The organism is Streptomyces sp. NPDC093795, assembly GCF_044764665.1.
In the GTDB taxonomy this organism is placed as follows: domain Bacteria; phylum Actinomycetota; class Actinomycetes; order Streptomycetales; family Streptomycetaceae; genus Streptomyces.
The window spans coordinates 291,878-315,323 of record NZ_JBIWIO010000008.1 but is presented as its reverse complement, the minus strand read 5'-3'; the positions used below and the strand labels follow the sequence as shown (position 1 = coordinate 315,323).

The window sequence follows — 23,446 nt, the reverse complement described above, 5'->3', positions numbered from 1 at the left end:
ATGACGACGGTGATCTGCCCGTACTGCTTCGACCGGTCCCAGGCCTCGCGCCTCCCGTACCGCTGTCTGATGTCCCGTACCGGACTGCGCGGGGGCACCCCCTGCGACCCCGAACGGGACGACCTGTGGGCGAGCTTCACGGGCGCCGCGGCGCCCCCCGCCGCGTACATGCGAGGCCCGGTCTTCGCCGCGCGCGGCGGTCTCGGCAGGCTGCGCGGTGGGGGCGGCGGACGGGCCGAGTGCCCGCGCTGCGGGGTGGCCACGCCCGTCAGGACGTGCGCGGCCTGCCACAGCGACCTGCCCAGCGACTACTGCGCCCAGGACAGCCGGATCATCGCGCTGATCGGGGCGAAGGCGTCCGGCAAGAGCACCTATGTGTCGGTCCTGGTCAACGAGTTGCGGCACCGGGTCGGGCAGGCGTACGGGGCGGCGCTGGCCGCCATGGGCGACGAGAGCCAGCGCCGCGACCGCGAGATGGCCGAGGACCTGTACGAGCGGCTGCGGCTGCCCGGCGCGACCCGGCCCGCCGCGACCGGGTTCAACGACCCGCTGCTGTACCGGCTGAGCCTGCCGCGGCAGGGCCGCCAGGGCAGCCGGCACACGGCGCTCGTGTTCTTCGACGCGGCCGGTGAGGACCTCAAGTCGGCCGAGTCGATGACCCGTTACACCCAGTACCTGAGCGCGGCCGACGGCATCATCCTGCTCGTCGACCCGCTCCAGCTGGGGGCGGTACGGGACGCGCTGCCCGAGGACGGCGGACCGCCGCTGCCCTCGCGCGAGACCCCGGCCCTGCAGATCGCCGCCGACGTCGCCACCCAGCTGCGCTCGCACCGCCGGAGCGGCTCGCGCGGCCGGGTGGACACCCCGCTCGCCGTCGCCGTCACCAAGTCGGACACACTGCGGTCGCTGCTCGACCCGCACTCCCCGCTGCTGCGCAACACCCCGCACTCCGGCGGCCGGTTCGACGAGGCCGACCGGCTCGCCGTCCACGAGGAGACCCGGTCGCTGATGGAGGGCTGGGACTCGGGGGCGCTCTGGCGGCAGTTGGAGCGGGACTTCTCCACGGTGTCGCTCTTCGGTCTGTCCGCGCTCGGCTCCCCGCCGCCCTCCGACGCCCCCGCCGACGCGCCCAAGTCCGGTCCGCAGCCGGTCCGCGTCGAGGACCCGCTCCTGTGGCTCCTCGGGCGGCGCGGTCTGATCCCGGTCGCCAAGCCGCCGCGCGACGGCGGACGCAAGGGGGAGTCCGCGGCATGAGCCTGCCCCAGATGCACTACACGTCGGCGCCGCCCGGACCGGACGGTTCCGGATTCCGGTTCACCGCCGTCACCCCGGGCGTCCCCTCGTCCGTACTCCGCGAGGCCGAGCAGCTCATCGGGTACGAGCCGCCCCGGGACGCCCCGTCGCGCCCCACGCCCTCGGACCTCGCCCTGTTCCCCGAGATGTTCAGCTACACCCGGCTCTCCGACGGCAGCGGACTGCTCAGCCGTACCGTGTACACGGGCGCCGACTACAGCGGACGATGGGGCAACTTCCACGCCCACGCCGTCCATCTGACCGCGGGCGACCGGCTGCCCGGCGACCTGCCGCCGATCGCCGCGTGGGGCGCGCCGCAGTGGGCCGACCACTACCCCGAGGACGGCACGCCACCGGCGCTCGACGCCTTCACCCCCGCCCTCTCGGCCGGCCTCGAGGCGGAGCTCACGGCGTTCGCGGCCGAGCGGCTGCCCCGGCTCGCGGCCGTCCTGGCCGATCTGCGGCGCCTCGCCGAGACCCCGCACGCCCCGCAGATCGTGCTCGCGGAGGAGGACACCCGGCGGGTCGCGCACTGGGTGATGCTGGCGAACGCCGCGCTGCCCCGGGACTTCGCCCGCGCCCTGACGTTCACCACGTACACCCGGCGTCCCCAGCAGGCCCGCCAGCAGATCATCGGGGTACGCCCGGAGGACGTCAGGTCCGTGGCCGGGCAGCCCCACCGGTACAGCGTCCACGACTGCTCCGACCCCTCGGCCGCCCCGGCCGCCGGGGCCGATGCCTGGGCGCGCACCGCGGCGGCCGTCTGGGCCGCCGGAGCGCACCGGCTCCTCCGCCGGGCCGCCGAGACCGCCGGAGCGGAACCGTTCGCGTCGGGACCGCTGGCCGCGATCGCGCTGGCGCGGGGCATCCCGGTGCCCGAGGACGCGCGGACGGACGCGGTGACGTGGGTACGTGCCCACCCGGGCGCCCTCGACGAGGCGACGCTCACCCGCTTCCTCAAGGCCGTGTGCGATGTCGGCTCCGGCGCGCCCGAACTGCCGTCGGACACCCTGGCGGACCTCCTGGGGGCGCTGCGGGGGCGTGTCTCCGTCGCCCTGACGGCCCCGCTCACCGCGCGGCTCGTCAGCCGGGCCGTACGCGGGGCGACCGCCCTGCCGCCGCTGACTCCGGAGGCGCTGCCCGAGCCGTACCGGGGCGAACTGGCCGCCGAGTCCGGCGAGGAACTGCGCCGGGCGCTGCGCGATCCGCTGACGCCGCTGACCCGGGTCATCGAACTGCTGCGGGTGGCGCGGCTGCTCGGGGTGGCGCACGAGGATCTGTCGGCCGGGCTCGCCGAGCGGTTCCGCGACGGTCTCCTGAGCCGGCCGGGCACCGCCACCGCCGAGGCGGTCCGGGACGCGCTCGCCGAGTCCGGCGCCCTGCGCGACGAGGTGTCCGTCCTGCTCGACGCGCGGGCCTCCGACGATCCGCCGGGCGTCTCCCGCGCCCTGCGGGACGCCCGACTGCCGGCCGACGGAGCGCCCGGGGCACTGCCCCACCTCCGGATGTGCGTGGCGGCCCCGACACTCCGGCCGGGAGGCGCGGGCGGCGCGGGGGGCGCGTCCGGCTCCGGCTCCGGCTCCGGTTCCGGCGTACGGGCCGGTAAGGGGGTCGGCGTCGGCGTACGGGCTGCCGACGGCGCCGGGGTACGGGAGCGCGAGCGGGAGCAGGCGTGGTTCCGTGACCGCAACGGCGAGCTGCACAAACTGCTCCGGATCGCCGGGGTGCCCCATCACGAGAACTCCCTGGTCCTGCGTACGGCCTTCGCGTTGGTCTGGGACGACCGCGTGCCGACGGCAGCCGAGGCGTCCCAGCTCCTGAGCGAGACGGGGGCCCGGCAGCACATCGCCGCCGGGACCTGGGACCACCTGGTGACCGCGGCGGTCGACGCGCCGGCCGACGACAAGGAGGCCCCGCTCCTCGCCCGGCAGCTCCTCGCCGCCGCGCCCGACGCCGTCGGGCGTTCGATCCTCGACGACCTGAGGCTGCTGTCGCTCGTCCACGACATGGAGCAGCGCAAGGGCGGCGGCTGGACGGCCCGCGTCCGGGCACTCGCCGGGTCCGCGCGGCCCAACGTCCGCAACCGTGCCACGGCCGTGCTCGCCCGGCGGCTCCTCGACCGGGAGCGGCCGGGCGATGAGCTCATCGAGCTGGCCCGCAGCGACGACGGCGACCTCATCGCCGCCTACGCTTCGGCGGCCCGTACGCCGGTCTTCCGCAACGTGCTGCGCGAGACCCCCAGCCGGGCTGCGGACTGTTTCGTCGACTGGAGCGCCCACGCCGGGGCGAGCCCCCGGTGGGACCTGACGCGCCGGGCGCTCCTCGACGAGGTGCTGCGGCCCGTCGTCCAGGGCTTCACCGACGGGGAGGTCTTCTCGGTGGAGCAGGCGCTCGGGCGTCTGTCGGCGAACCGCGCGGCCGACTTCGAGGAGTGGAAGCGGCCCACCGGCGGTCTGGGCCGCTTCTTCCGGCGACGCGGCAGCAGACCGGCGACGCCGACGTCCCCCTGGCGGGGCGACGTGACGCCGCCCGACGGGAAGCGGGGCCGATGACGACGAACGAGCCGACGACGAGCGGGCTGAGGACGAGCGGGCTGAGGACAAGGGAACTGAGGACGAGAGGGCTGACCGCGAGCGAGCTGACGGCGAGAGGGCTGACGGCGAACGAGCCGACGAGGGGGCGGTCGACATGACAGGTGCCGAGCTCACCGGGACCACCGTCGACGTACTCGTGGCGGTCACGGGCGCGACCGCCCTCCTGGTCTGCGTGACCTACGCGTTCTGGGTGTTCCTGGCCACGGCCTGCCGGAGCGCCGGAAAGGCGCTCGGCCCGTTCCGGCCGGGGCGGTCCGACAAGCGGGTCCTCACGATCGGCACGGAACCGGCCCACCCGTCGTACTGGCCCCGGCAGTCGTGGATCGACACGGCCGGCGTCGTACGCCGCTCCTACCGCGCGCTGTGGACGCTGTGGCGGGCGCACTGGATGGTCACCGTCGCCGGGCGGCTCTTCCGGGGCCGCCGGCCGGGCACGAACAGGCGGGGCGCGAACGCCTTCACCCGCCTGATCATGCGGCTCGTGGCGCCCGGCACCGCGCTCGGCGGGACCGTCGCCGCGCTGCTCGCCACCGCGCTCCACACCCTGGTCCTCACCGTGTTCTCCGTACTCGTCGCGCTCGTCTGGACGGCCTGGGTCCTGACCGTCGCCGTCATACGGACCGCTGAGCGCGGCTCGCTGCTGCTGCGCGGGGTGCGGACGGTCTGCCCGCACCCCGGCTGCCACCGGCCCTTCCCGCTCGCGGCGCACCCGTGCCCACAGTGCCAGGAGGTCCACACCTCGCTGCGGCCCGGGCGGTACGGGGTGTTCCGGCACGCCTGCCGCTGCGGAGCCCGGCTCCCCGCCTCCCTCCTCTCGGGCCGGGGCCGCACCCCCGCCGAATGCCCCTCCTGCGCACGGCCGTTGCCGCCGTCGGTGGGGACCACCCGGGTCGTCCACGTGCCCCTGATCGGCGGCTCGTCCTCGGGCAAGACGATGCTCGTGGCAGCCGTCGTGGCGGGGCTCCGCTCCTGGTCGGAGCGCGGGGACCTCCGGATGGAGTTCGCGTCGGACGCCGACCAGCAGGACGGCGAGGCGCTCGACCGGCAGCTCGACCAGAACGACTGGGCGCACAAGACCCAGGGCGACCAGCGCGCCTGGATGATCCTGGTGGGCAGGGGTCGGCGCCGACGGCTCCTGTACCTCTACGACCCGATGGGCGAGTCGCTCCACCAGGCCGACCGGGTGCGCGAACAGCAGTACCTCGCGCACGCCGACGGTGTCCTCTTCGTCGTCGACGTCCTGGCCGACCGTACGGTACGGCGCACCCTGCACGACGCCGACGACACCCTCGCCGACGGGGCACGGCCCGCCGCCCAGGGGCCCGTCGACACCTACCAGGGGCTCACCGGCGAACTCGCCGCGCTCACCGGCGGCCGTGGTGACCTGCCCGTGGCCGTCGTGGTCACCAAACGGGACGTCCTCGACCGCATCGAGTCGCTGCCCACCCCGGGGGCGCGGGTCGACGAGTGGCTCGGCGCCATCGGACTCGGCGGCCTCGTCCGCGGGTTCACCCACGATTTCAAGGCGGCGGGCTTCTGGGCGATCAGCGCCTCCGCCGCCACCGGCACCGGAGCGCTGGACTCCGAGCGGCGGCGGGCGGCGGAGCCGGTCCTTTGGCTGCTCGCCCGCTCGGGGCTGCGGGTCGGCGCGCTGGTCGAGTCACGGGGGCCGATCCCCCGGCAGCGGCGGCGTACCGACACGAAGGTGAAGGGGGTTCGACGGGGATGACGGTGGTGACTCCGCGCGTGGCGCGGTCCCGCAGGGCGGTCATGACGCTGTTCGTGACGGCCTGTGTCGTGGTGTTCGGGGCGGCCGCCTTCGGCGTCCTGTACGCCCTGCCCGGCCTCGTCGAGGAGGTGCGGCTGCTGTGGGAGGAGACATGGTGACCGGTCGTCGGCCGCTCCTCCCCCGTACCCCCCGTCCCCTCTCCCTCCCCCGCGCTTCTTCTTCCCTTCCCCTCGTCCGATCCCTACCCACCCTCAGGAGGATTCTCGTGACCGAGATCCCCGGCGGCCCCATGGCGAACCGCCCGGTGCACTTCATCTGGCTGCTCGACTGCTCGTACTCGATGCTCGGTGAGAAGATCGGGCAGCTGAACTACGCGATCCGGGAGGCGATCCCGGAGATGCGCTCGGTGGCGCACGACAACCCGGCCGCCCAGCTGCTGCTGCGTACGATCACCTTCTCCACCACCGCCCGCTGGCACCACAAGGACCCCGTGGCGGTGGACGACTTCACCTGGCAGGACGTGCAGCCCGACGGCACGACCAACCTGGGCGAGGCCCTGCACCTGGTGGCCGGGGAGCTGCGTACCCCGCCGATGCCCGAGCGGGCCCTCAAGCCGGTGATCGCCCTGGTCTCGGACGGCGTGCCGACGGACGACTGGCGCGCCGGGCTCAAGGCGATCGAAGCCACCCCGTGGGGCCGCAAGGCGGTACGGGTCGCCATCGCGATCGGTTCCGACGCCGACCGCAGCGTGCTCCAGGAGTTCCTGGCCAACCCGGAGCTGCGCCCGCTCGACGCGAACAGCCCCAAGCAGCTGGCCGCCGCCATCCGCTGGGCCTCGACGGCGGCGGTCAAGGCGGCCTCCCAGCCCGTGGCCGGCTCGAACGACCCCACCGTCAAGCCGGCGCCGTACGCGCCCCCCGTCCTCGCCGACGACGACGACGAAGACGACGTGTGGTGACCGCCCCACCGGCCTGGGAGACCTTCCACGAGAGCATCCAGGGCGTCAACAAGGTGCGGAACCAGGACCGTTGTCTGGTTCTCGGCGCCGGAACGGCCGAGGATCCGCTGATCCTCACCGTCGCCGACGGGCACGGCTCGGCCTCGTACCCCCGGAGCCATCTCGGCGCGCACTTCGCGACGGACCTGTTCGCGGAGCGGGCACGCGAGTTCGCGAAGTCGGCCGACCGCGACCGGGCGGGCTGGCGCGGGCGGCTGCGGGACTACGCCCGGATCGGGCTGCCGGAGCGGCTGGTCAGGGACTGGCAGGGCAGGGTCCTCGGCCACTGGGACCGTCATCCCACCCCGGACGAGGACCCGAAGTCCCCCGGGCCGATCCTCCGGCTGTACGGGTCGACCCTGATCGGCGCGGTCCTCACACCGGACCTGTTCGTCGCCTGGCAGCTGGGCGACGGCGAGCTGACCGTGGTGGACGGTGACGGCGAGGTCAGGATGCCGCTGGCGCCCGTACGGGCCGAACTCGGCGACGAGACGGCCTCGTTGTGCATGCGGCACGCGTGGCGGTCGGTCCGGGTGCACTGGGAGCCGCTGCCCGATCCGGAGCGGGCTCCCCGGCTGGTGGCGCTGTCCACGGACGGCCTGTCGAAGAGCTTCGTCTCGGACGAGGGCTTCACCGAGTTCGCGGCCGGGCTGCACCGGCGGCTGGCCGAGCGGGGGGTGCCCGGCGTCGCCGAGGACATCCCGCGGTGGCTGGCCGAGGCGTCCCGGCACTCGGGCGACGACACCACCCTGGCCCTCGCCCGCCGACCGGCCGAAGCCCCGGGCGCCGAAGCCCCGGGCGCCCAAGCCCCCGGCGTCGAAGCCCCCGGCAACCAAGCCCCCGCCACCGACAAATCCACGTCCGAGGACGAGGCCCCCGCCCCCGCCCCCGCCGAAGCCACGTCCGAAGAGGCTGCGAAGGGTCAGGAAAGCAGCCCCGTCGACCCGCGGATCCCCTACTGCGAGGAGAGAGAACGACCATGAGCGGCATGCTCGACAGCGGAGACTCACTGATCACCGACAGCGGGCAGACGATCGTCGTCGACCGCCTGCTCGGCTCAGGCGGCCAGGGCGAGGTGTACCGGGTCGGCCTGCCCGACGGCAGCGTCAAGGCACTCAAGTGGTACTACCCGGACAGCGCGACCCCGCAGCAGCGCCGGGTCGTCGAGGACCTGGTGACCCGCGACTTCGACGACGACAGGTTCCTCTGGCCGACGGCCCTCGTCAGCGCGGGCGTCGACCGTTTCGGCTACCTGATGGACGTCCGGCCGGACCGCTTCCGCGGTCTGCCCGAGCTGTTCCGGCGTACGGTGAACACGTCCTTCCGGGCCCTGCTCACCGCCTGTCTGTACACGGTCGAGGCGTACCAGGCGCTGCACTCCAAGGGGATCGCCTACCGGGACATCTCCTGGGGCAACATCTTCTTCGACCCGGCCACCGGTGAGGTCCTGGTCTGCGACAACGACAACGCGGTGGTGGAGGGCGACCAGAGCGGGATCTCCGGGACCATGGGGTTCATGGCTCCCGAGCTGGTCCGCGGGGACCCCGGCGCCCAGCCGGGGACCCAGAGCGACCTGCACTCGCTCTCGGTCCTGCTGTTCATGTTCCTGATGAACCACCACCCGCTCAAGGGCGCCCGCGAGCTGGCCATCCACTGCCTGGACGAGAACGCGGAGCGCAAGCTGTACGGCCGCGAGCCGCTGTTCGTCTTCGACCCGCAGTACACGGACAACCGGCCGGACCCCGTCGAGCACTCCACGGTGCTCGCCCTGTGGCCGCTGGTGCCGCCGTCCGTGCAGGCGCTGTTCGTGCAGAACTTCACGGTCGGGCTGCGGGAGCCGTCGGCCCGGGTCCGCGAGTCGCAGTGGCGGGACGCGCTGCGGGCCGTCCGTGACGCCGTGGTGGAGTGCGCGAACTGCGGCCGGGAGAACATGACGGAGCCGGGCGCGGCCACCCCCGGCACCTGCTGGAAGGACGGCTGCCGCAGCACCCTCGTCCTGCCGCCCCGGCTCGTGGTGACCACCCCGCCGCCGAGGGCGGAGCGGCACATCATGCTCGGCCGGGCCGCCCGGATCCACCTGCACCATCTGAGCCCGGAACCCTCGCGGCACGACTACTCGGAGGGAAGCCTGGTGGCCGAGCTCGTGGAGCATCCGCAGAAGCCGGGGCGGTACGGGCTCGCCAACCGGTCCTCCACGTCCTGGACGGGCACCCGTTCCGACGGCACCACCCAGCAGGTCGTCCCCGGCCAGACGGTGCCGTTGCGCTCCGGGCTCGCCCTGGAACTGGACGGTGGCGCCAAGGCCGAGGTGCGCGCCCGCTAGCGCCTGTCCTTCGGGGAGCCCGCCAGGGGATCACATGCCGACGATGCCGGCGATCCCCTGGACCAGGGCGAGACCGCCGCTGCCGACGGTCACGTACGGTTCGATGGCGGCGAACGCGGACCGGATACGGCCCTGGTCGGCGGGGCGCCGCTCGCGCTGGGCGCTGACGAGTTCGCCGTGCACCGCCTCGGCCTGTTCGACGGCGGTGCGGGCCGCCTCCTCGTCGCGGAGCCACTGGACGAGCCGGGCCGCCATCGCGACGGCGCTCGCCGGGTCCGTGCCGTACTGGTGGATCTCCACCCGGCCGTTGTCCCCGATGTTGCTCCCGGACACCTGGCCGTGGAAGTTGTACGTGTTCATGGGTTCCTCTCGCTCAGGGGGTGGCGTGGCCGTGCTGGGCCGGCGCGCCCTGCTGTCCGCCCGCCCCGTGCTGGTTGACGACGCCGTGGTTGCCGACGTTGCTGCCGTGGATGTCGCCCGAGATGTTGTACGTCTGGGTGCTGATCACCTGCACCGCCTGGTCGTACGAACTGGTGTCCACCCGGTGGTCCTTGAGGAACCGTTCGGTGGCGGTGAGGACGCCGCTCTGGAGCCGGTGCAGGTAGTCCCGGGAGTCGGCGCGGTCGTTGTGCAGCATCTGGTCCCAGGAGGAGACGCTCTCCCGGATGCTCCCGGTCGCCCCGTGGTCGAAGACGAGCTGCCGCTCGGAGATCTCCCTGCGCCAGTGCTTGAGTTCACGGACCCTGGCCCGGGCGCGGCGCCGCCGCTCGGAGTTGCGCCTCCCGGCTCCCCGCAGCTCGGGCCACCAGGCGCGCCGGGTGGCGGAGAGCAGCTTCCAGGTCCGCTCGAAGCCGCGGAACGGCAGGGAGCCCACGAGGTTGTAGACGGCGTCGTCCACGGGCGGGATGACGAAGACCAGCACCTCCCAGGAGAGGCTGGGGTGGTGGAGCCGGGCCCGCAGCTGCATGGTCACGATGACCCGGCCGCCGTCGCTGACGCGCTCCAGGCTGAGGAAGGTGCGCATCCCGGCCCCGGGGTGGAGCAGTCCGGTCCGTACGAGGTCGGTGTCGATCTGGGCGAGGGGCCGGCCCTGCGGTTGCTCCAGGAGCTCGTCGGCGAGGAGCGGGACGTGGTCGCCGCACACGTAGAGCCGGTTGCGGGCGCGGAGCCCTTCGAGGCCCGCGATCTTCGCCATCTCCTTGGCGACGTAGGTGTGCAGGTCCACGGCGTCGAAGGGGACGATGGTCAGCTTGCGTCCGGGGTTGGCGGGGTCCTCGGCGGGCCGCGAGACGTCGATGGGCTGCCAGACGACGTCCTTGATCTTCGTGCCGCTGCCGACGAAGGGGTGGGTGCGGGCGGCGGCGGCCGCGTACGGCACCACGTTGGCCTTGGCGAGCGTCCTGAGCCGGTCCTCCGCCACCTGTTCGACGGGGTCGGCGAGGGTCTCGGGGCGTTCGGTGCCCCAGTACACGTCCTGAGCCGCGCTCCAGGCCCCCGACAGGGTGGCGTGTACGGCCCACCAGGCGCCGGCGAGGGATCCGAGGACGATCCCACCGCCCGCCCACAGGCCGACGGCGTTGCCGCTCACCACGCCCCACACCAGGACGGCGAGACCGGCCCAGAGGGCGAGGAAGAGGCGGGACAGGAGGCGGTCGCGCCGCTCGGAGCGGCGCACCGCCGCCCGCGCGTGGCGGGCGAGGGCGATCAGGTGGATCCCGAGGGGAAGTCCGAGTGCCGTCATCCGGTCCGCGGTGAGCTCGGTGTCCACCTCGTGGGCGAAGTGCTCGTCGAGGTGGACGTGCGCGCACAGCTGCCGGGTCACCGCGTCCTTGCGGTAGGTCGGAAGCGACGGTAATGCTCTGCGTGCCATGCGGTCTCCCCCTGTGTGTCACCGCACACCCTAGGGAAGTCCGCCCACCGTGTCCCCCGGATCGGCGGGAATGATCAGCTGCCTTCGGGCTCCAGCCGCAGCGAGATCGAGTTGATGCAGTACCGCTGGTCCGTCGGAGTGGGGTACCCCTCCCCCTCGAAGACGTGGCCGAGGTGCGAGCCGCAGCGGGAGCAGCGGACCTCGGTGCGGAGCATGCCGTGGGAGCGGTCCTCGATCAGCTCGACGGCGGAGCTGTCCTTCGGGTCGAAGAAGGACGGCCAGCCGCAGTGCGACGCGAACTTCTCGTTCGACGTGAACAGCTCCGCGCCGCAGGCCCGGCAGGAGTAGACGCCCTGGGTGGTGGTGTCGGTGTACTCACCGCGGAAGGCGGGCTCGGTGCCCGCCTGGCGCAGCACCTGGTACTCCGCCGGGGACAGCTCCGCACGCCACTGCTCGTCCGGCTTCTCGACGTCGTACGCCATGAGCTCGCTCCCTCTGCTGTTGCGACCGCTACTTCGACAGGTGGTCGAGGATCCGCGGACCGAGGTCCGTGACGTCTCCCGCGCCCATCGTCAGAACGAGATCGCCGGGGCCGGCCATTCCCGCCACGACGTCCGGCACCGCGTCCTTGTCGTGTACGGGCGTCACGTCGGCGCCCGCCTTCCGTGCGGCGGCGATGATCAGCTCGCTGGTGACGCCCGGGATGGGGTCCTCGCGGGCCGGGTAGATGTCGAGGACGACGGACGCGTCGGCGAGGGCCAGCGCGTCGCCCATCTCCTTGCCCAGCTCCTGGGTGCGGGAGAAGAGGTGGGGCTGGAAGACGACGAGGAGCCGGGAGGCTCCGGCGGCGCCGCGCATGGCCTCCAGGTCGGCGGTCATCTCGGTGGGGTGGTGCGCGTACGAGTCGATGACCTGGACGCCCTTGGCCTCGCCCTTGAGCTGGAGGCGGCGGCCGACGCCGGTGTAGGCGGTGAGGGCCTGGGCGAGCTCGGCCGGGTCGATGCCGACGCGGGCGCCGGCGGCGAGGGCCGCGGCGGCGTTGTGGGCGTAGTGGCGGCCGGGGACGGAGACGGTGAAGGTGTGCTCGACGCCGTCGAGGGCGACCGTCACCTCGCTCTTCATCCCGTTCGGGACGATCTTCAGGATGCGGGCGTCGGAGTCCTCGGTCTCGCCGACCGTGACGACGCTCAGGCCCTCGCGGTCCGCGACCCGGCGGGCCAGCTCACGGGCGCCCGCGTGCTCGCCGACGACCAGGGTGCCGCCGGGCCGGATCTTGGCGGTGAAGGCCTCGAAGGACTCGTAGATCTCGTCCATGGAGGCGTAGTTCGCGTGGTGGTCCAGCTCGACGTTGAGGACGATCGCGACCTCGGGGTCGTACTTCTGGAAGCTCCGGTCGCTCTCGTCGGCCTCGGCGACGAAGACCTCGCCGTCGCCGTGCAGGGCGTTGGTGCCGGGGCCCGCGAGGTCGCCGCCGATGGCGTACGAGGGGTCGAGGCCGAGCGCGGTGAGGGCGACGGCCAGCATGGAGGTGGTCGTCGTCTTGCCGTGCGTACCGGCGACGGCGATCGCGCGCAGGCCGTCCATGAGGGAGGCGAGCGCGTCGGAGCGGTGGACGACGGGGATGCCGAGCTCGGCGGCGCGGGCCAGCTCGGGGTTGTCGGCGCGGATGGCGCTGGAGACGACGACGGCGGAGGCGTCGTCGGCGAGGTGCTCGGCGGCGTGGCCGATGTGCACGGTGACGCCCAGGGCGCGCAGCGACTCGGCGGTCGCGGACTCCTTGGCGTCGCTGCCGGCGACCTTGGCGCCGCGCTGGGCGAGGATCTTCGCGATGCCCGACATTCCGGCACCGCCGATGCCGATGAAGTGCGGCCGTTCCATGGCGGCAGGGATGGCGGGTGCCATGCGGATCTCTCCCCGGGGTGCGTCGTGCTTGGAAGCCCCAGCCTAGTGGCTCGGGCCGGGTGGCCCCCGCTGGCCATGGCGGGGCCCTGTGCCGTACGGGGCCCGGGTCCGCACCCCCTGCAACGGGGCGCGGACCCGGGCCCGGGTGTCCGGCGGCTGCCTACTCGTCCACCTGCTCACTGTGGGCGAAGAGCTTGAGCACGGGGACGCCCACCTTGTGGCGGGCCCGGGAGGCCCAGTCCCGGTGGAAGAACTCCTCCACGTAGTGCGGGGCGGTGAGCACGATCACCTCGTCCGCCTTCGACTCGTCGACGACCGCTTTCATCTTGCTGAGCGGGTGGTCCTCGACGACCTGTCCGACCGCTTCGCAGCCGGCGTCTCTCAGTGCCTGGAGCGAGTGCTCCAGGGCCAGCTCGGCGGGGACTCTGGCCTCCTTGCCCTCCGGTTCGTCGCCCTCGCGGGCGGCTTCCTTCAGTTCGCCCATGGCGACGTCGTCGATGGCACGCAGGAGTACATCGGCCTGGTCACCACGCGGCTGCATCAGAACGATGAAGGACACGCCCTCGTCGCCGTGCAGTGTGGTGACGAACTCCACGTCGACGGACGTCAGGGGCTTCTCGATCATGAGAACGCTTGTGAACACCTCAGGAGCCCTTCTGCGGAAACCATCCTTCCCCGTGCCCGCACGGGGTCTGCGACATAAGTGTGCCCAGCGGACGGAAAGCGGAACGGCAAATTCCGCCGATTGTCAGATCCGACGGTATCGGGTGAAGAGGAAGCCGTCCTGCTCCAGCACGGAAGCCATGGCGAAGCGTGTCGGGACCGCCACCGCGGGCCCCCCGGCGATCCTCTGGGCGCCCCCCGCCGTCATCGTCGGCGAGACGGTCAGACACAGCTCGTCGAGGACGTCCGCCGCCACGAACTGGCCGAGCAGGCGGGGCCCGCCCTCGGTCAGCTGCCGCCGGAGTCCGCGCTCCGCGAGCACCGCCCTCGCACGGGCCGGCTCCACCCCCGCGCCGTCGCCCGCCACCAGGACCTCGGCGCCGGCCGCACGGGCGGCCGCGACCCGGTCGGCGGGGGCCGCCGCCCCGGTGAGGACCAGGGTCGGCACCAGCGGCCCGGTGAAAAGCGGAAGGGAGAAGTCCAGGTCCAGGGAGGCGCTGACCACGGCGATCACGGGCGCCGGGCCCTGTCCTGCGGCGGCGCGGCGGTCCGCGAAGGCCTCACGCGCGCGTGCCGGGCGGTAACCCTCCAGGCGTACCGTTTCCGCACCCACGACGACGACGTCGGCGAGAGCCCGCAGGGTGCCGAAGATCCGCATGTCGGTGTCGGAGGAGAGCGGCTGGGAGCGCCCGTCGTGCTGCCCGGCCCCGTCGAGCGAGGAGACCATGTTGGCCCGCAGCCAGGCGTCCTGCCCGGCGGGCGGGGCGGGATAGGCATAGGCGTCGGCGAGCTCGTCGAGGGACCACTCCCGGTCGGCGGCGGACACCTCCCCGGTGGCGGTCTCGGCCTCGGCCCCCGCTGCGTTCGCGGGGTCTGTCGTGTAGGTCACAGGGAACAGGCGTCGCATCCTCGCAGTCTGACATGGCGCTTACAGTGGGGAACTGTGTCGACCCGTGCCCTCACCGAAGCCGCATCCGCCCCAGCGGCCCCGCTCTCGCTCTGCTCCCGAGAGCCCCACGTCCCCGCCGACCGTCTCGTCGCGGAGATGGTGCCGCCGCCACGCTTCGACTCCGTACGGTTCGACACGTACCTCCCGGACCCGAACCAGCCCAGCCAGACGGACGCCGTCAAGGCGCTGAGCTCCTTCGCCGAGGGCCTGGGCGGAGCACACGCATCCGGTTCCGGGAAGCGCCGCTGGTTCGCCAGGAAGCCGGCCGCCCCCACCGGGCCGCGCGGGGTCTACCTGGACGGCGGGTACGGCGTCGGCAAGACCCACCTGCTCGCCTCGCTGTGGCACGCGACCCCCGCCGAGCCCGCGCTGAAGGCATTCGGCACCTTCGTCGAGCTGACCAACCTGGTCGGCGCGCTCGGCTTCCAGCAGACGGTGAAGACCCTCGGCGAGCACCGTCTCCTCTGCATCGACGAGTTCGAGCTCGACGACCCGGGCGACACCGTCCTCGTGTCCAGCCTGCTCCGCAAGCTCGTCGAATCCGGCGTCGCGCTCGCCGCCACCTCCAACACCCTGCCGGGCAAGCTCGGCGAGGGCCGCTTCGCCGCCGCCGACTTCCTCCGCGAGATCCAGGGCCTCTCCGCCCACTTCCAGCCCCTGCGGATCGACGGCGAGGACTACCGCCACCGCGGCCTCCCCGAGGCCCCGGCGCCCCACTCCGACCAGGTCGTCACGGAGACCGCGTACGCGACGCCCGGCGCCTCCCTCGACGACTTCCCGCACCTGCTCGAACACCTGGCCAGGGTTCACCCGAGCCGGTACGGAGCGCTCACCGACGACCTCACCGCCGTCTGCCTCACCGACGTCCAGCCCGTCCCCGACCAGTCGACGGCGCTCCGCCTCGTCGTCCTGGCCGACCGGCTCTACGACCGCGAGATACCCGTGCTCGCCTCCGGCCTTCCCTTCGACCAACTGTTCAGCGACGAGATGCTGAACGGCGGCTACCGCAAGAAGTACTTCCGGGCGATCTCCCGGCTCACCGCGCTCGCCCGCGACGCGAAGGGGCTTGTGGCGCAGTAACTTGGGGGCCGTACCCGATCGAAAGGGATTCACATGGCCACCGTGCGTCACGCACACACCGTCTGGCAGGGCGACCTCCTCAAGGGTTCCGGGGTCGTCACCCTCGACTCCTCCGGTCTCGGCTCCTACGACGTCTCCTGGCCGGCCCGCACCGAGGAACCGAACGGGAAGACGAGCCCCGAGGAGCTCATCGCCGCCGCGCACTCCTCCTGCTTCTCGATGGCCTTCTCCAACATCCTGGCCAAGGCCGGCAGCGCGCCGACCCGCCTGGAGACCAAGGCCGACGTGACCTTCCAGCCGGGCGAGGGCATCACGGGCGTCCACCTGACCACGCGCGGCGAGGTCCCGGGCCTGGACGCGGACCAGTTCAAGCAGCTCGCGGAGGACGCGAAGAAGAACTGCCCGGTCAGCCAGGCGCTCACGGGCACGACGATCACCCTCACCGCCGAACTGGCCTGATCGCCACCGCGGATCGAAACAGGCGCCACACAAGGCAGTTGTGGCCCGCATGGTTCACGTGTCACCACCGTGCGTGATACACACATGCGGGTCACACGTCACCGCACACCCCCTGTCCGCCAACAGGAAAAGTGGTTGCCTCATGTCCGCGACACGACGTCAGATCCTGTCCCGCACCGGCGCCTCCGCCGTCGGTATCGCCTTCACGGGCGCCCTCTCCGAACTCTTCGCCGGCAGCGCGGCCGCCGCCGGGAGCGGGGGCGGCCACGGGAACGGGGGCGGCTACGGCCCCCTCGTCCCCGACCCGGCCGGACTCCTCGACCTCCCGGCCGGCTTCCGCTACAAGGTCCTCTCCCGGCAGGGCGAACCGCTCCGCTCCGGCGAAGGCCACGTCCCCGGCAACCCCGACGGCATGGCCGCCTTCGCCGGCCGCCGAGGCCGTACGCACCTCGTCCGCAACCACGAGAACCGGAGCACCGCGGCCGCGGGCGTCCCGACCGTCCCCGGCCTGACGTACGACCCGGCCGCCAAGGGCGGCTGCACGGCCCTCGAACTCGACGGCCGGAACAACGTCCTCGGCGAGCGGGTCGCCATCGCCGGCACCGCCGTCAACTGCGCGGGCGGGCCCACCCCCTGGCGTACCTGGCTGACCTGCGAGGAGAACGAGGACAAGGCCGGGACGAACGGCTACACCAAGGACCACGGCTTCATCTTCGAGGTCGACGGCGCCGACCCGCGCCGCACCGGGGCCGTCCCGCTCACCGCGATGGGCCGCTTCCAGCACGAGGCGATCGCGATCGACCCGTCGAGCGGCATCGTGTACGAGACGGAGGACGCCTTCCAGCGCCCCTTCGGCCTCTTCTACCGCTTCCTCCCCCACAAGCCGCTCGGCGGCACCGGCTCGCTGCGCGCGGGCGGCGCCCTGGAGGCCATGCGGGTGCCGGGCGTGCCGGACCTCTCGCTGATCCAGGAGACGGGCGCCCGCTTCGAGGGCGTCGAGTGGGTCCCCGTACCGGATCCGCAGGCGGTGGAGACCCCCATCAGGCTCCAGGACTTCGGCCCGAAGGGCATCACGCACGCGCAGAAGCTGGAGGGCTGCTACTGGGGCGGGAACGCCGTGTACTTCGTGTCCTCCTTCGCGCGCGTCAAGGACGGCTCCGGCGGCACGCACTTCGGGCAGGTCTGGAAGTACGAGCCGCACCGGCGCCGGCTCACGCTCGTCGTCGTCTTCGGCCCGAGCACCGACATCCAGCTGCCGGGCGAGTCACCGGACAACATCTGTCTGGCGCCGAGCGGGGGCCTGATGGTGTGCGAGGACGGCGACGGGGCGCAGCACGTCTACGGGGTGAGCAGGAAGGGCGAGGTGTACGCGCTCGCCCGGGGCGCGCGGAACATCGGCACCCCCGAGGCCCCGGAGTGGGGCGAGTTCGCGGGCGTCACCTTCTCGCCCGACCGGCAGACGATGTACGTGAACTGCTACACCCCGGGGACGACGTACGCGGTGACGGGCCCGTGGTGCTGACCTGAGCCGTTGCCCTTCCGACCCGGCCGCCCGCGCTCGCGGGCGGCCGGGTTCCGTCGCAGGATCGGGGGAAGACGGGCGGCGAGGCGGCGGAAGGGGAACGGGATGCCGAAGAACGACGGACCGGGCAAGCGGCGCGGACCGCGCCCGGAGGTGGAACCCGAACGTGAACCGGCCCTCCGGGAGGTGCTGCGCGTCCCCGAGGGCGAGCGCGTCGACCTCACCGCGTACGACCCCTCGGCTGTCCCGGCGGGTCCCACCGACAAGGCGGCCGGTCTGGCCGCGACCGCCGCCCTCGCGCCGCGCCTCGCGGACCTCCAGGAACGTCTGTACGCGTCGAGCACGGCCGGTGACCGCCGTCGGGTCCTCCTGGTCCTCCAGGGCATGGACACCAGCGGCAAGGGCGGCACGGTCAAGCACGTGATCGGCCTCTTCAACCCGTCCGGCTGCCGCATCCACGCCTTCAAGGCCCCGACCCAGGAGGAACGGAACCACCCCTTCCTCTGGCGGATCATGAAGGCGCTCCCCGCACCGGGCGAGATCGGCATCTTCGACCGCTCGCACTACGAGGACGTCCTCATCGCGCGCGTGCGGGAGCTGGTCCCCCGCGCGCAGCTCGGTCGCCGTTACGAGCAGATCAACCGCTTCGAGAGGTCCCTCGCGGAGGACGGCGTGACCGTCGTCAAGGTCTTCCTCCACCTCTCGTACGAGGAACAGCGCGGGCGGCTCCTGGAGCGCCTGGACAACCCCGAGAAGCACTGGAAGTTCAACCCGGGCGACATCGAGGAACGCGCGCTCTGGCCGGCGTACCGCGAGGCCTACGAGATCGCCCTCGAACGCTGCTCGACGGACGAGGCCCCCTGGTACGTGGTCCCCGCGGACCGCAAGTGGTACCGCAACTGGGCGATCAGCCGACTCCTCCTGGAGCACCTGGAGGCCCTGGACCCGAGGTACCCGCCGGGGAACTACGACGTGGACGAGTACAGGCGGCGGCTCCTGGCGACCTGAGGGACTCGGGTGGCGCTGCTGCCGCGTCGCGAGCTTGAGCCACATTGATCGGATAACTTCCGATCGTGAACACTTCTGTACGAAGAATGGCGACGCTTGGTCTTCTGGGCGCCGTCCTTGTCGGTTGCGGCGGAGGCGCCGCCGACACCGCCCCGCCGAAGAAGCCGACCGCCAGCGGGAGCCCGTCCCCCCGGGCCGGCGCCACGGCCGCCGGACCGAAGCCCGCGCGCGTCCCCGCCGCGCCGCCGACCATGGCGCCGGGGCCCGGCGGTCTCACCCCCGTGTACGAGCGCCGCGCGAAGGGCGCCGAGAAGGTCGTCGCGCTCACGTTCGACGCCGACATGACGGCCGACCAGGGGCCCCGGGCCGCACGCGGCGAGCGCTTCGACAATCCGGAGCTCATCGCGACCCTGCGCCGGCTCAAGGTGGACGCGACCGTGTTCATGACGGGCCGCTGGGCGGAGGAGTACCCCGACCAGACGAAGTCCATCGGCGGCGATCCGCTCTTCGAGATCGCCAACCACTCCTACAGCCACTACGCCTTCGCGTCCCCCTGCTACGGCCTCCCGACCGTCGCGAGCCCCGACATGACGGCCGACGTCCAGCGGGCCTTCGACGCCTTCCGCGACGCCGGGGCCGTCAACGTCGTCCCGTACTTCCGCTTCCCCGGCGGCTGCTACGACGACGCGGCCCTGCGCGCGCTCGCCCCCGCCGGGGTGACGGCGGTCCAGTGGGACGTGGTCAGCGGCGACGCCTTCGCCAAGGACGCCGACGCCGTCGCCGAACAGGTCGTCGACGGGGTGAAGCCCGGCTCCCTGGTCGTCCTGCACTGCACGCGCAGCGCCGCGCCCGTCACCGAGCGGGCGATCCGCCGGATCGTCCCGGAACTCCGGGCCCGCGGCTACCGCTTCGTGAAGGTCTCCGAGCTCATGAACCGCTGACGCGACGCACCGCCCCGCGCCTCAGCCGGAGCAGGCGTTGCGCTCGGCCTCCTGCCATTCACAGACCGGGCACAGCGTGATGCCCTTCGTCGACTCCGCGTACTCGGTCGGCTCCTGGCACAGCACACACGCGGCGAACGGTCCCTCGGCCGCCGGTTCGGGCTTCGGGCCGGGCTCGGGGGCGCAGTACGTCATGGACTCGCTCATGTCTTCGAGCGTACTCACTCCAGCCGTGCCGTGGCCCGGGAGGCGAGGACCGCCGCCGCGGCGGCCAGGAGCACGGCGCCGGCACAGGCGAGCCACGGGGGATCCGCCGTCGCCGTGCGGGAGCCGGTGATCAGGGCGGTCATCGCGTGCTTCGCCGGGGAGCCCGTGGTCACCAGGGCGAGCAGCGAGCCGAGGACGAGAGCCGCGAGGGACCAGCCGGGGGCGGGGAGGAAGGGCCGTGAGGTCAGCGCGCCGACGGCGGCGCCGGTGAGGCCGCAGGCCAGCGCCGCGAGGAGGCCGGTGGTCGTGGCGGCGAGCGCCGTGACACCGCGCCGGTTGCAGACCGCCGTCACCGCGAGCACGGCGACCGCGCCGACCAGCGCGGGCAGGGCGGTCCCGGTGACGAGTGCCGCGAGATGCGCCCGGCCACGGCCGGCGGCCGCCGCGAGCACGCTCCGGGCGGCGGGCGGCTCCTGCGTCAGACAGATCCGTACGGTCCAGGCGGTCACCGGCAGGAGAGCGGCGGCCGTGAAACCGAGGGCGCCGAGCACCCGCTCGCCCGGGTTGACGCCGACGCCGACGAAGGCCGCGTACAGGAGGAGCGGTGCGAGCCAGCGCTGCGAGCGGAGCAGCAGCCCTGTCTGGTAGCGCAGGAGCGCCGTCATACCCGTACGCCTTCGGTGGTGAGGTGGTGGATGTGCCAGGACGCGGCGAGGAGCGCCCCGAGCAGGGCGTCGGAGTGGGCGGCGTCGACGGTGAGGACGGTGGTGGTGTCGCCGGGCCCGGGTGCGGCGATGGCGGGATCGCCGGGCAGCGGCGCGGGGAGCGGCCGGGGGCCACCGGAGACGGCGATACGAACGAGGGAGCCCGGGGCGCCGGCTCCGGACCCGGGCGTGGCGGCCCTGTGTCCCGGCGCGGCCGTCCCGTACGCCGGCGATTCCGCTCCCGGTCCGGCTCCCGGCTCCGCTGCCGGATCCGCCTGCCGTACCCGGCCCGACGCCACCGCGTACACCGCGTCCGACGCGCCGGCGAGTCGTCGGGGGTCGTGGTCGACGAACACGATCGTCGCGCCCGCCGCACGGCGTTCGCGGACGGCCGTGTCCAGCTCCGCACGCGCGCGCGTGTCCAGGCCCGTCCAGGCCTCGTCGAGGACGAGCAGGGCCGGGTCGGCGAGGAACGCCTGGGCCACGGCGATCTTCTGGCTGGTGCCCTTGGAGAGCTCCGCCATGTCCGTACCGGCGTGCTCCGCGGCCCCGAAGCGTTCCAGCCACTCCCCCGCCCCGGCCCGCGCCGCCGCCCGGCCGAGGCCCTGGATCCGGCCCAGGTGGACCAGGTAGTCGGCGGCCGTGAACGGCAGGGCGACCGGGAAGCGTTCGGGGACGTACGCGGTACGGCCCGGGCGGCCCGTGACACGGCCCTCGCTGGGCGCGTCGACACCGGCGACGAGCCGCAGCAGGGTGGACTTGCCGGTGCCGTTCGTGCCGACGACCCGGACGAGCGTCGCGGCGGGCAGGTCGAGGCCGACCTCACGCAGGACCCACGGCCCCCGGAGACCGTGCCTGCGCCCGACCCGCTCCAGCCTCAACTCGACGAGTTCTTCCGCGGGGTGGCCTCGCTGGGATTCTGCGAGGTCATGCCCGGGAAGGTGGCGGCCTCGGCGAGGTGCTCGCCGGCAAAAAGATCGCTCTTCATGGGGGCATCCTGGCCCTGAAGGGACGATTCCCACAAGAACGGCACGTCACGGCAGTGGCAGACTTGCCGGGTGAGCAGCAACGATACCGATCTCCGCGATGAGAAGCCCCAGTTCGTCCTCCCCCTGGTCGTCCGGATGGAGCGGGACGCGCCCCCGGCCCGTACCGACGCCCTGGAGACCGCAGCGCGCGCCGTCCTGGAGATCCTCACCGACGCCCGTTCCCTCGGCGAAGGAGAGTGGGCCCAGGTCATGACCGACTGGCAGGACGCCAGGATCCGGAAGGTGGTGCGCAGGGCGCGCGGCGCGGAGTGGCGGCGTGCGAGCACGCTGCCCGGGATCACGGTCACCGGTGCGGAGGCGGAGGTACGGGTCTTCCCGCCGGTCCCGCTCGACGGCTGGCCCAAGGAGCTGGCCAAGCTCCAGGTGTCGGGCACGGAGCTCGACGACGCGGCCGTGCCCGGTCCCGTACCGGAAGGGGCGGCGGTGCTGTGGTTCAGCCCCGAGCTCGACATGTCGGCGGGCAAGGCGATGGCGCAGGCCGGGCACGGGGCGCAGCTGCTGTGGTGGGCGATGACGGAGGACGCGCGCGAGGCCTGGCGGGAGGCGGGTTTCCCGCTCGCGGTACGGACGGCGGCGGCCGGGGAGTGGGCGGGTCTGACGACGAGCGGCCTGCCGGTGGTGCGGGACGCGGGGTTCACGGAGATCGCGCCGGGCTCGTGCACGGTGGTGTCGGCGTTCCCGTCGTTCCCGGCGTCTCCGGCGTCTCCCCTGGTGTCGCCGAACCTCAAATGAAGCTCTGAACGTCCCCCTCCTGGGGTTCGAACGTTCCCGCGAGGGCCATCACGTGGGTGACTGGGGACCGAAGGAGGGGGACATGACGGAACTCGGCATCGGCATCGGCTGGCGTCCCGAGATCGCGGAGGCGGTGGAGGGACTGTCCGGCGTCGACTGGGTGGAGGTCGTCGCGGAGAACATCTGCGCGGACCATCTGCCCGACTCCCTGACCCGGCTGCGCGAACGGGGTGTGACGGTCGTCCCGCACGGCGTCTCGCTGGGGCTCGGGGGCGCGGACCGGCCCGACCCGGCGCGGCTCGCGGCACTCGGGGAGAAGGCGGTGGCGCTCGGGGCGCCGCTGGTCACGGAACACATCGCGTTCGTACGGGCAGGGGGGCCGCTCACGGCGACCCCGCTGCTCGAAGCGGGCCACCTGCTGCCGGTACCCCGGACCCGGGACGCCCTCGACGTGCTCGTCGAGAACGTGCGGATCGCCCAGGACGCCCTGCCCGTGCCGCTCGCCCTGGAGAACATCGCGGCGCTCGTCTGCTGGCCGGGCGAGGAGATGTCGGAGGGCCGGTTCCTGGCGGAGCTGGTGGAGCGCACGGGGGTACGGCTCCTCATCGACGTCGCCAACCTGCACACCAACCACGTCAACCGGGGCGAGGACCCGGCGCGGGCGCTGTCCGAACTGCCGGTCGAGGCGATCGCGTACGTGCATGTGGCAGGCGGTGTCGAGCGGGACGGCGTCTGGCACGACACCCACGCACACCCGGTGCCGAAGGCTGTCCTGGAGGTCCTGACGGACCTCACGTCCCGGGTGTCCCCGCCGGGCGTCCTGCTGGAGCGGGACGACGACTTCCCGCCGGCGACGGAGCTGGCGGAGGAGCTGGAGACGATCGCAGCAGCTGTGGGCATACGTTCCGCAAGGGCGATGGGGGTCCCCCCGGACGGAGTCTGGGGGAGGGTGGGCACAGCCCACGCGCGCGGCGCCCGTCCGTCGGTACCCGCACCCGCTGTCACCGCCGCCACCGCGCGCCAGCGCCTGGGCCTCGCCCAGGCCTCGCTCCTCTCCGCACTCGTCGCCGGCACCCCCGTCCCCGAGGGTTTCGACAGCCGGCGGCTCGGCGTGCAGAGCCGGGCGCTCGCGGCGAAGCGGGCCGGGGTCGTCGCGAAGGTCGCGCCCGAGCTGCCGGAGATCCTGGGCAGGGACTTCCGGCCCGCGTTCCTCGCGTACGCCAGGTCCCGCCCCATGACCGGCGGCTACCGCCGGGACGCGCTCGACTTCGTCGAGCACCTGCTGGTGGCGGGGCGGCCGGAGGACCCGCAGGCCCGGCGCCGGCTGACCCGGTGGTGGCAGGACCGTTCCGGCAGCCGCCCTCCGGGCCGCGCCACCCGGCTCGTACGGGCCGCCCGTCACGCACTGGCCGGAAGGTGAGACG

The 23,446-nt window shown here is 73.3% G+C and carries 23 protein-coding genes; 14 read left to right on the top strand and 9 right to left on the bottom strand.

All coding sequences use genetic code 11. The annotated features are described in order from the left end of the window. The 7 genes from ACIRB7_RS22910 to ACIRB7_RS22880 all read left to right on the top strand — a co-directional run bounded on the left by ACIRB7_RS22910 (position 1) and on the right by ACIRB7_RS22880 (position 8,936). On the top strand, positions 1-1,254 hold the full coding sequence (locus ACIRB7_RS22910; RefSeq protein WP_403601622.1) for a hypothetical protein: 1,254 nt from the start codon (positions 1-3) through the stop codon (positions 1,252-1,254). Continuing rightward, a complete protein-coding gene (locus tag ACIRB7_RS22905; protein WP_403601619.1) occupies positions 1,251-3,845 on the top strand; it encodes a GTPase-associated protein 1-related protein in 2,595 nt (864 codons plus the stop codon). Before ACIRB7_RS22910 ends, ACIRB7_RS22905 begins: the two co-directional genes overlap by 4 nt. A 136-nt stretch (positions 3,846-3,981) precedes the next feature. Next, entirely contained in the window at positions 3,982-5,616 is a 1,635-nt protein-coding gene (locus ACIRB7_RS22900; RefSeq protein ID WP_403601616.1) for a hypothetical protein, read from the top strand. After that, a complete protein-coding gene (locus tag ACIRB7_RS22895) occupies positions 5,613-5,774 on the top strand; it encodes a hypothetical protein (RefSeq protein ID WP_403601613.1) in 162 nt (53 codons plus the stop codon). Before ACIRB7_RS22900 ends, ACIRB7_RS22895 begins: the two co-directional genes overlap by 4 nt. Positions 5,775-5,905: 131 nt before the next feature. After that, positions 5,906-6,574, top strand: coding sequence for a tellurium resistance protein (locus ACIRB7_RS22890; protein WP_403601845.1), 669 nt, complete (start codon positions 5,906-5,908; stop codon positions 6,572-6,574). After that, positions 6,568-7,596, top strand: coding sequence for a PP2C family serine/threonine-protein phosphatase (locus ACIRB7_RS22885; RefSeq protein WP_403601610.1), 1,029 nt, complete (start codon positions 6,568-6,570; stop codon positions 7,594-7,596). The genes ACIRB7_RS22890 and ACIRB7_RS22885 overlap by 7 nt, the downstream gene beginning before the upstream one ends. Then, positions 7,593-8,936 (top strand): protein kinase, encoded by a 1,344-nt coding sequence (locus ACIRB7_RS22880; RefSeq protein WP_403601608.1) that lies wholly within the window; start codon positions 7,593-7,595, stop codon positions 8,934-8,936. Before ACIRB7_RS22885 ends, ACIRB7_RS22880 begins: the two co-directional genes overlap by 4 nt. A gap of 30 nt (positions 8,937-8,966) precedes the next feature. Here ACIRB7_RS22880 and ACIRB7_RS22875 read toward each other — a convergent pair whose 3' ends face one another. The 6 genes from ACIRB7_RS22875 to ACIRB7_RS22850 all read right to left on the bottom strand — a co-directional run bounded on the left by ACIRB7_RS22875 (position 8,967) and on the right by ACIRB7_RS22850 (position 14,278). Further along, complete coding sequence (locus tag ACIRB7_RS22875; RefSeq protein WP_403601605.1) at positions 8,967-9,296, bottom strand: hypothetical protein; 330 nt, start codon at positions 9,294-9,296, stop codon at positions 8,967-8,969. Positions 9,297-9,309: 13 nt separating this feature from the next. After that, on the bottom strand, positions 9,310-10,806 hold the full coding sequence (locus ACIRB7_RS22870) for a hypothetical protein (protein ID WP_403601602.1): 1,497 nt from the start codon (positions 10,804-10,806) through the stop codon (positions 9,310-9,312). Positions 10,807-10,880: 74 nt separating this feature from the next. Further along, positions 10,881-11,288 carry a peptide-methionine (R)-S-oxide reductase MsrB gene (msrB, locus tag ACIRB7_RS22865; protein WP_403601599.1) on the bottom strand — a complete coding sequence of 136 codons (408 nt, stop codon included), beginning with the start codon at positions 11,286-11,288 and terminating at the stop codon, positions 10,881-10,883. Between the two features lie 28 nt (positions 11,289-11,316). Further along, on the bottom strand, positions 11,317-12,708 hold the full coding sequence (gene murC / locus ACIRB7_RS22860; protein WP_403601596.1) for a UDP-N-acetylmuramate--L-alanine ligase: 1,392 nt from the start codon (positions 12,706-12,708) through the stop codon (positions 11,317-11,319). A 160-nt stretch (positions 12,709-12,868) separates the two neighbouring features. Next, positions 12,869-13,351, bottom strand: coding sequence for an indole-3-glycerol phosphate synthase (locus ACIRB7_RS22855; protein WP_403601594.1), 483 nt, complete (start codon positions 13,349-13,351; stop codon positions 12,869-12,871). A gap of 105 nt (positions 13,352-13,456) precedes the next feature. After that, a complete protein-coding gene (locus ACIRB7_RS22850) occupies positions 13,457-14,278 on the bottom strand; it encodes a pyrimidine reductase family protein (protein ID WP_403601591.1) in 822 nt (273 codons plus the stop codon). A 36-nt stretch (positions 14,279-14,314) separates the two neighbouring features. Here ACIRB7_RS22850 and zapE point away from each other — a divergent pair, with 36 nt between their 5' ends. From zapE to ACIRB7_RS22825, 5 genes are all read left to right on the top strand, one after another. Further along, positions 14,315-15,400 (top strand): cell division protein ZapE, encoded by a 1,086-nt coding sequence (zapE, locus tag ACIRB7_RS22845; protein WP_403601588.1) that lies wholly within the window; start codon positions 14,315-14,317, stop codon positions 15,398-15,400. 33 nt (positions 15,401-15,433) lie between these two features. Further along, a complete protein-coding gene (locus tag ACIRB7_RS22840; RefSeq protein WP_403601585.1) occupies positions 15,434-15,859 on the top strand; it encodes an OsmC family protein in 426 nt (141 codons plus the stop codon). Positions 15,860-16,001: 142 nt separating this feature from the next. Next, a complete protein-coding gene (locus ACIRB7_RS22835) occupies positions 16,002-17,381 on the top strand; it encodes an alkaline phosphatase PhoX (RefSeq protein WP_403601583.1) in 1,380 nt (459 codons plus the stop codon). Between the two features lie 105 nt (positions 17,382-17,486). Then, positions 17,487-18,389, top strand: coding sequence for a PPK2 family polyphosphate kinase (locus tag ACIRB7_RS22830; RefSeq protein ID WP_403601580.1), 903 nt, complete (start codon positions 17,487-17,489; stop codon positions 18,387-18,389). A gap of 86 nt (positions 18,390-18,475) precedes the next feature. Next, positions 18,476-19,330, top strand: a complete 855-nt coding sequence (locus ACIRB7_RS22825; RefSeq protein ID WP_403601577.1) for a polysaccharide deacetylase family protein — start codon at positions 18,476-18,478, stop codon at positions 19,328-19,330. 21 nt (positions 19,331-19,351) lie between these two features. Here ACIRB7_RS22825 and ACIRB7_RS22820 read toward each other — a convergent pair whose 3' ends face one another. From ACIRB7_RS22820 to ACIRB7_RS22810, 3 genes are read right to left on the bottom strand one after another with little or no spacing between them, the layout of a single operon-like run. Continuing rightward, positions 19,352-19,537: a hypothetical protein gene (locus ACIRB7_RS22820; RefSeq protein WP_403601574.1), complete on the bottom strand. Its 186-nt coding sequence runs from the start codon at positions 19,535-19,537 to the stop codon at positions 19,352-19,354. 14 nt (positions 19,538-19,551) lie between these two features. Further along, positions 19,552-20,202 (bottom strand): ABC transporter, encoded by a 651-nt coding sequence (locus ACIRB7_RS22815; protein WP_403601571.1) that lies wholly within the window; start codon positions 20,200-20,202, stop codon positions 19,552-19,554. Continuing rightward, positions 20,199-21,122, bottom strand: coding sequence for an ATP-binding cassette domain-containing protein (locus tag ACIRB7_RS22810; RefSeq protein ID WP_403601568.1), 924 nt, complete (start codon positions 21,120-21,122; stop codon positions 20,199-20,201). The genes ACIRB7_RS22815 and ACIRB7_RS22810 overlap by 4 nt, the downstream gene beginning before the upstream one ends. Before the next feature lie 177 nt (positions 21,123-21,299). Between ACIRB7_RS22810 and ACIRB7_RS22805 the strand changes: the two genes are divergently transcribed. After that, positions 21,300-22,022, top strand: a complete 723-nt coding sequence (locus ACIRB7_RS22805) for a peptidyl-tRNA hydrolase (protein ID WP_403601565.1) — start codon at positions 21,300-21,302, stop codon at positions 22,020-22,022. 82 nt (positions 22,023-22,104) lie between these two features. After that, the gene (locus ACIRB7_RS22800) at positions 22,105-23,442 is read left to right on the top strand and encodes a DUF692 domain-containing protein (RefSeq protein WP_403601562.1); all 1,338 of its coding nucleotides are present in this window, start codon (positions 22,105-22,107) and stop codon (positions 23,440-23,442) included. The last annotated feature ends 4 nt before the right edge of the window (positions 23,443-23,446 follow it).